The organism is Paenibacillus septentrionalis, from assembly GCF_042659865.1.
GTDB classification, from domain to species: Bacteria; Bacillota; Bacilli; order Paenibacillales; family Paenibacillaceae; genus Pristimantibacillus; species Pristimantibacillus septentrionalis.
The window spans coordinates 1-7,452 of sequence record NZ_JBHSTE010000014.1; the positions used below are offsets into that span (position 1 = coordinate 1).

Here is a 7,452-nt window from a genome sequence, read left to right on the forward strand (position 1 = left end):
TACAGTTTATCTATCGGTGGCAGCAGCTTGCGATTCGGATCCTTCGGATCGGAAAGATCAATCGCTACAAGCTCCTCGAGCTCCGCCTTGTAGTTGCCATCTCGTGAAGTCAACGTAAGTCGTGACTCGTTCCAATAATTAATATTCGTAACAGGTATAGAGGTTCCACCTTGATTGAACAATTCAGGCGCTACCGTATAAATATTGGTTCGATGCCAATAGATTTCAGCAGCGGCAACTGCATACTTATCTACAGGCAGCTGTTTCCCCGCATTCACCGATAACAGACGCTCGATGACCACGATCGCTTGCGCGCGCGTCGAGAACCCATCTGCACTTATCTCTCCAGGAGACGTGCCTCCAATCAATCCTTTGCTCGTAGCTAGATATAACCCTTGCTTCGGTTCAACGTCCTCTACGCCAGTCGCACGAACAATAACTGTCGCCATTTCTGCCCGTGTCAACGACTTCTCATAGGCTTCGTTCGCAAAGTCACCTGTCTTATAAATTCCCTCTGCAATCGCAGTGTCTATGTAAGGCTTGTACCATTTTCCACTACCGCCTGTTTTCGTTTCCAGTCCTAGTGCAGCTACTAGCATTTTCATAAATTCTGCTCGCGTTAACGTATTTTCCGGCCGGAAACTCCCATCCGGGTAGCCTCCTACATATCCTTTTTTAACTGCATTGTTAATGCTAGATTCTGCCCAGTGTCCTTTTATATCTGGGAACGAAATCACCGCTGCTTCCACCGGCGAACGCCCTACTTCAGTTGATAATGATAACAGTAATATGATCGTTAAAGCTACACTCCATACTTTTTTCATACTTTTTCCTCCTATTCAACCTATAGTAGTAGTTCGTTTTGCTCTTAAATTTCAACAAATCAGCTACTATTATATCAAGATATTAATGATAAATTTGTCGTTTTTTGGCAATAAATGATTGTTTTTTATTTTCTGTAACATTCCGCCTATCTATGTGATCTCCTAAAGTGAATGACATTACATCCATTTGGGTATCTATTCAGAAAGTTGCGATTTATTTCTAAGATCAGTGAAAAATCGAAAATAACAAAAAACAGGTTAATCATGATGGTATCTGATCATAATCGATCTGTTCGATGTAACGGTATAGCGTTATTTACGGTGTAAAATTCAAGCATTGATGTGTGTGTACAAACGAAATGAAGAAATCTTCATACGGGTATTACATATACGGGGCTTTCCTTCCACCGTAACTATCATTGTAGATTATATAAAGCATTTGATGTGCGTACAACAATATGGAAAAATCTTCACACGAGTATTACAAGGGTTATATGTGTTATTGGTTGAATGATGGATTCATTCGGCACTGGGTAGCCCCACTATAGAAAAAACCTTGAAAGGCACGAAGCCAATCAAGGTTTCTCGAACCTAGCGTTCGAAAGACTGTCTTACTTATCATTATTATGGATGTGAGCCTCGACAGCCTCATCTAAACTCATTGCTTTTTCCAACTCGTCATCAACAAGTATAAGTAAAGGTCCTTCTAAAACATGCCCTTCTGAGGTTCTAACCTCAAAAGTAGCCGCCCAATATTTGGGGGAGAATTTAGATACCTCCACACCAATTAAGTCTAGTTTGTAGTTTTCATTCTTATCTTTGTTCACATATCCAAGTGCCAGTTGTTCTGCTCTTTCTCTCGATAACTTCATTATCGAATACCTCCGTATTGAGTAATATACCAGTTTGCATGTAGTTGTTCAGCTTCGTTTAGTGAGTTCCATCTTTTAGGGCTGTTTGATAACATATCATAGACATATTGCTCAGGCGCATTGAATCTTGATAAATCGCTCATCGGAACTGGTCCACTAGTACGGGGCAAATTTGAATATGCCTCTTTCCCAATTTTCTTAATATTGGAGGTAATGCGACATTTCATGCCAAACTTCATACTGCGTTGCGTTGCTTTTCAATATAAGTTCACCAGTATTGTAGTTAAAGCCCCCTCCTTTTCCAGGAGGCAAAAACTCATCTCCAACCTTGAGAGTTACTCCTCTTTTTTCAAGATAACTGCCTAACAGGTTCAAATCTTTTTCATTATACAGTTTACCACCTAGACGACCTGTCTCACCGATAAAATCAACATCACCCATCCCCTAAGTTGTAATCTTAAAATCTCTTATAGAAAGGGTGGCAACTGATTTCCAATTACCACCTATTATATCATCCGGCTTTGAACTGTCACTCTTTTGCGTAGTCGCATTGCTCATTCGTTCATTGTAGGATAGAGCCAAATTGACTTCCTTGACGATTTGTTTGTTGTCGACAAGGTGAACGGCTACTGCTCTGCCGTTGCCGCCCGTATCCTCCAAGCCGTAGACAGGGGTCAAGCCTTTTGGCGTATGCTTCTTGACGAACTTCATCAGTTCATCAAAGGCAGACGGTTTATTCTCGATTTGGATTTCGCCTAGCCGCTCATTCCAACAGTTGATGATAACGGCGGTATGATGAGCCTTATGTAAATCCATTCCAACATAGATATGCGTTTGCTTATAGTGCGACAAAAGGATTCACCCCTGTTTACGGATTTGTTAGTTAGCTTGCTTGACGGTAGGTAAAGAATGGGTGCAACCTCAGTTCGAGCGTTAACCTTTCGGTTCGCAGTGGGACGCAAGCATCTCCATTCAATGTCCGTCAAAGGATGGCTTGATGTAAGCCCTCCGCTGATATATCTCCATAGCGGTAAATACCGCTATAAAAATCACGTCTGTCTAATATTCGTTTGACTTGCACTTTCGTAAACATATTGCCTTGCTGTGTCGTAAAGCCTTCTCTATTCAGGGCTTCTGCGATACTTGTCAGCGTCCATGTTGGATGCTGTTCCTTTAATTGAAACACTCTGCGGACGGTCTTAGCCTGCTTTTCGTCCACTTGGATGTACTTCTGACCTTTCTTAGCCTTATAGCCGAATGTGGCTCGTCCTCCGGCATAGCCGCCCTGCTGAGCCTTCTTGCTCCGCCCCCGACCTAGCTTGAGGGCGATTTCGAGCCGTTGGTATTGGTCGAGCAGTTCCATCAGTCCGTTGATTAGAAAATCGTTCGGGTCTTTCGTGTGGATGCTGTAGGTCGGCTGTTCAATGCTACGAACGTCCACCCCATGCTTCTTAAACTCCCGTTGCACCAACACTTTCACGATGTCAGACCGCCATAATCGGCTTGTATTGAGGACAACGACAGCATCAATGGATTGAACAGATAATGCAGATAACATGCTCTGAAAGCCGATTCCACTTCAAGGGCTTCTTCATCGACCTTCGCCCCACTGATACCTTCATCGCTGTATATGTTCATCAGATTCCATCCTTGCTCCCGACAATAGGAGCGGATTTCATCTTGTTGGTACGCTAAACTGTAACCATCCTTGGCTTGTCCTTGTGTTGACACTCTTACATAACCGATGACATTCATGATGATTCCTCCCCACCATTACGGAAATCTGAATTATTGTAACGCCTAGTAGATACAATGTGAGTATATACCGACTAAGCGATACAATCAACCATTTCCATAAAGGGTTAGAAAATCGTATAATAGGGATAATCAAGTCTGTTCGGAAGTTGGTGTCATTTTGCCCGTTGCCGTAAAACTCAAAGAGATTCTAGCTGAACGAAATATGTCTCAGCGTGAATTGGCAAGATTAACAGGACTACGACCAAATACCATAAGCCATCTATGCTCCAGTGATGTTGACAGAGTTCATCTCAGCACATTTGATGTTATTTGTAAGACATTAAACATCAGCCTAAGCGAACTTCTTGTACAGGAAGATGACTAACCTTACCTGATAGAATCGCACAGGGGAGCGTTACAGCTTCTTGCCATTGCTCTGCCGCTAGTTCATTCAGGTCAATAACATCCTGCATGTTCATCTGTTTCTGAATTTGCTTGCGGTAATAGGAGTTGTATCCTGCGATAAAAGTTCTCCTTGCTGAATCTCCCTAACAAGTCGCCCCACCTTAGGGTTGAACTTGGACAAGTCCGTCAGCACAACACATAAATACTTGCTGTTAAACTGCGGTGGATACTGAACCAATGAAGCAAGCGGTATCTTTCCCTTCGGTGCATATACAATCTCCATCCTCGTCCGCTCCCCTTTGATTTCCTGCCGCCCTGTCTCCAACAACTGACGTTTCTTGTCATACACCCGACAATAGCCATCCTCCTGACGTTGATGCTTGCCATTGTAATAGCGAGTGCCTTTGAATAGTCGTAGCCTGCGACCCTTTATAGACATCGTAAACAGGTCATCTATTGGAACGGGGATATCAAAAGCCACATCGCACCGCACAAACAAGACTTGACTAGCGTAGTCTCGGATTTGTTCGAGCCAATGACGAAAGTAAACAAGAGACTTCGGGTAGGCTTCAATCCTCAGCGTATTCTTACGAGTCTTTGGGGCAAAGACCAACTTGTAGGAGATATGCAGAAAGTGTTCTCCCGTATTGATTCTGATTCGGTATTGAAATCCCCTATCTCCCACCGTCATCCTAACCCCGTAAAAGTGACAGATTCGCTTATGGAACTCGTTAAAGAAATCCCAATATACGTCTGTAAAGTCAATGACAATGCGGTCAATGGATACAGTGACCCCTTTCATGTGCCGCCCCCTCCCGAATTTTTTCATGAATTTCGGGCTTAATTAGAGGGCAGGTGGCTAGCCTTTAACACATGACCTTCCCGTTGTGAAATGTTCAGTTCAGTCCTGACAATATAGTTGTCGGACTATCCTGCGAATTAGTTGCGATGCTCCCGACAATATATCCATCGGGGTATCTATTCGCAAAGTTGCGATTATTTTCAAAAACCTGCGAGAAAACGAAGATAACAAAAAACAGGTCAATCATGGTGGTATCTGACCATAATCGACCCATTCAATGTAACGGAATAGCGTTATTTAAGGTATAAAATTCAAGCATTGTTGTGCGTACAACCGATATAGAGAAATCTTTATACGGGTATTACATGGGTTATATGTGTTATTGGTTGAATGATGGTTCATTCGGCACTGGGTAGCCCCACCAAAGAAAAAACCTTGAAAGGCACGAAGCCAATCAAGGTTTGGCAACACCAAATTACTCATCTTCAACTATAGGAGCAAACGGGGAGAGGAACGTATCCTTTTTGTGTTCAATTCTCCCTCGGACTAAAACAAGTACTCTAAACTCATTATCAAAACCTTCAATGTCCTCATCATCCCTTGTATAAAGCAATCCATAAGAACCGATGGCATGCTCTGCAATAAATTGATATAACTTGATTATTTCTTCGGCTTCCGTACTTTTACGATTCAGAAGTCCACCTACAGAAAGATGATATGCACCGTTTGCCGGATAGATTTTTAGCAGTCCGCTAGTCCAATGTAAATCCGCGATAAAATTTTGTATGTTTTTAACAATTGATTCTAAATTTCCTGCATCAACTTCTGTAGTTGACTCATGGATTGTGACCCAACCATGAAATTCAAACATTCTTATCACCTACTTTAATGGATTAGTATCAATTACAACATCAATTCCATATCTACTGCTATATTCATTCAACTTGTCAATTACTGATTGTGCAGGTTGTCCTTCGAAATGGTAATAGACCTTTCTCCCCGTCTCCTGAGCCGCTTCAAAAGTCGCTTTCATTTGGTCGCGGACACTTTTATTTACTGTTTGCAAAGCAGGTTTAGACTGAGCAACGTATTGTTCACTAATAGCATCGAACTCTCTACCTGCTGAGTCGCCGGAGAACTTCACACGGGATTGACCACCAATTCTATCTGCTAGTGCATCAGCCGCCGCATCAGGTTTATTAACCTTCTCTAAAGTACCTGAATAGCGACCTGCATTACCCATCCCCTTAATAGAATTGGATGAACTTATATCTTTATTCTTAAAAGATTCTAGTAATTCCTTCTCTTTCTTTAGATAATCTCCTATCTTAGACGCTTCTCTTATGCCTGCACTTGCCTCAATATTGGCTTCAACCCTAGCACGCACATCAGGGATAGCATCTGATTTAAAGGGCTCCACTTTCGGTACGTTTGGCGGCGTCAGATCTGGTTTTACTGGATTCAGGATCGTCTTTTTCCCGATGCTCGTTGCCGCTCCTCCGCCTACTATCGAAACTGCTCCTAGCATATCACTCACATGCTCTTTTGACCACGCCTCTGCTGGAAAGAACGTCCCGTTTATACTGTCTCCCATTCCCTTGATCATGCCGGGGACCCCGATTAACAGATAGTTCGAAAAATCATAGACCGAATCATTCCATTTATTCGTTCGTTCCTGTGCCCCTTCCCATACAGCTCCCGTTATTCCACCGGACCAATAATTCACAAAATCATACACGCTATCGAATTGGCGGTCCCATCGATCATTCGATGCCGCTATCGCATCATTGCCGATCTCTTTTAAGCTATTCCAGATCTGCTTATAGATCGGTTCTTCTTTTTTGATTTCTTGTTCTTCCACAATCGCTTTCGGCTTGCTGTACAGGTTATACCGACTTAGCTGAAGTGCGGACGTACTCATAGTTGACAAGTCTTGTTTCGGCAACTTCCCTTCTCGTAATTGTTGCATGACCGAGATGGTGCTCGTAGTGAGCTGCTGCCGATGGAACACAATCTCCTCCAGCTGTTTTCTTGCCCACGTGCCCGTTGCCCCTTCCTTCATTCCCAGCATCAGCAACGTTCGGTATCTCTCACTATCCATGATCGGAATCGGCTTTGTATAGAGCGGGTCGAACGTGCAGGCCTGTACCGCTGAGCCTGCATACGTTGACGTCAAATCCACATTCGCCGCTATCGTCTGCGCTTGGATACCCATCGCAAGTAAACGAAGCCGACTATCCTCTGCTACTTGATGCACACGCAGCATCTGTGCTGTATTCCCGTATTGCTTGTACATCTCATAAGCGCGCTGCGCCTTCGCAATCACCTCTCGCTGCGCATAAATCTCTTCTAATTGGGCCGTCATGCGTATCCGGTCTGCTGGAGGTAAGGTCGCAGAGGCTAACCGCTCTCGCAGCTGTTGGATCACCGGCTCTTGCTCGAACGGATCTGGACGATGCCAAGCTTCCACCTTATTGATTAGCCGATTCACATTTCGCATCATCTCTTCTGGTAATTGGCCAAGGGGCGCCATCGTATGTTGACGAAACCGGGTAAGCAGCTGAGCTAATCCTCTCGTTTGATCCAACCATGCGGCCGCGCTTCTTTTATTCTCCTGCTCCAACCGTTCCATGCCAGCGATCGCTTTACGCACTACTTCTGCCAGTTGTTCCGCATCATCAGTGAGCCGTGCAATGGATTGCTGAGCGTTGTGCATCGCTCCCCATATCGGTAAATCGCCACTCCAGCTGTTGACGTTTCCGTTGATCTGTTGCCTTAGCAAATTAGTTGCGCTTGCCACCTGCTCCAGATC

Annotated in this window: 7 protein-coding genes and 2 pseudogenes; 1 reads left to right on the forward strand and 8 read right to left on the reverse strand. The window is 43.9% G+C overall.

The annotated features are described in order from the left end of the window. From ACFP56_RS21555 to ACFP56_RS21575, 5 genes and pseudogenes are all read right to left on the reverse strand, one after another. The coding region (locus ACFP56_RS21555; RefSeq protein ID WP_379238543.1) for an S-layer homology domain-containing protein at nt 1–824 on the reverse strand (824 nt) is incomplete at its 3' end. A 611-nt stretch (nt 825–1,435) separates the two neighbouring features. Continuing rightward, nucleotides 1,436–1,696 (reverse strand): hypothetical protein, encoded by a 261-nt coding sequence (locus tag ACFP56_RS21560; RefSeq protein WP_379238545.1) that lies wholly within the window; start codon nt 1,694–1,696, stop codon nt 1,436–1,438. A gap of 198 nt (nt 1,697–1,894) precedes the next feature. Then, the gene (locus ACFP56_RS21565) at nt 1,895–2,137 is read right to left on the reverse strand and encodes a zincin-like metallopeptidase toxin domain-containing protein (RefSeq protein ID WP_379238547.1); all 243 of its coding nucleotides are present in this window, start codon (nt 2,135–2,137) and stop codon (nt 1,895–1,897) included. Between the two features lie 84 nt (nt 2,138–2,221). Next, nucleotides 2,222–2,512, reverse strand: a pseudogene (locus ACFP56_RS21570) (IS110 family transposase); the annotation flags it as partial. A gap of 166 nt (nt 2,513–2,678) precedes the next feature. After that, a pseudogene (locus ACFP56_RS21575) lies at nt 2,679–3,451 on the reverse strand (recombinase family protein). 160 nt (nt 3,452–3,611) lie between these two features. Between ACFP56_RS21575 and ACFP56_RS21580 the strand changes: the two are divergent. Further along, entirely contained in the window at nt 3,612–3,818 is a 207-nt protein-coding gene (locus ACFP56_RS21580) for a helix-turn-helix domain-containing protein (RefSeq protein WP_379238552.1), read from the forward strand. Between the two features lie 90 nt (nt 3,819–3,908). On the opposite strand, the gene ACFP56_RS21585 is transcribed toward ACFP56_RS21580, so the two are convergent. The 3 genes from ACFP56_RS21585 to ACFP56_RS21595 all read right to left on the reverse strand — a co-directional run. Continuing rightward, nucleotides 3,909–4,277 (reverse strand): hypothetical protein, encoded by a 369-nt coding sequence (locus tag ACFP56_RS21585; protein ID WP_379238554.1) that lies wholly within the window; start codon nt 4,275–4,277, stop codon nt 3,909–3,911. 838 nt (nt 4,278–5,115) lie between these two features. After that, nucleotides 5,116–5,511 carry an Imm7 family immunity protein gene (locus ACFP56_RS21590; protein ID WP_379238556.1) on the reverse strand — a complete coding sequence of 132 codons (396 nt, stop codon included), beginning with the start codon at nt 5,509–5,511 and terminating at the stop codon, nt 5,116–5,118. Nucleotides 5,512–5,520: 9 nt separating this feature from the next. After that, nucleotides 5,521–7,452: restriction endonuclease fold toxin (locus ACFP56_RS21595; RefSeq protein WP_379238558.1), on the reverse strand; the 1,932-nt coding region annotated here is incomplete at its 5' end.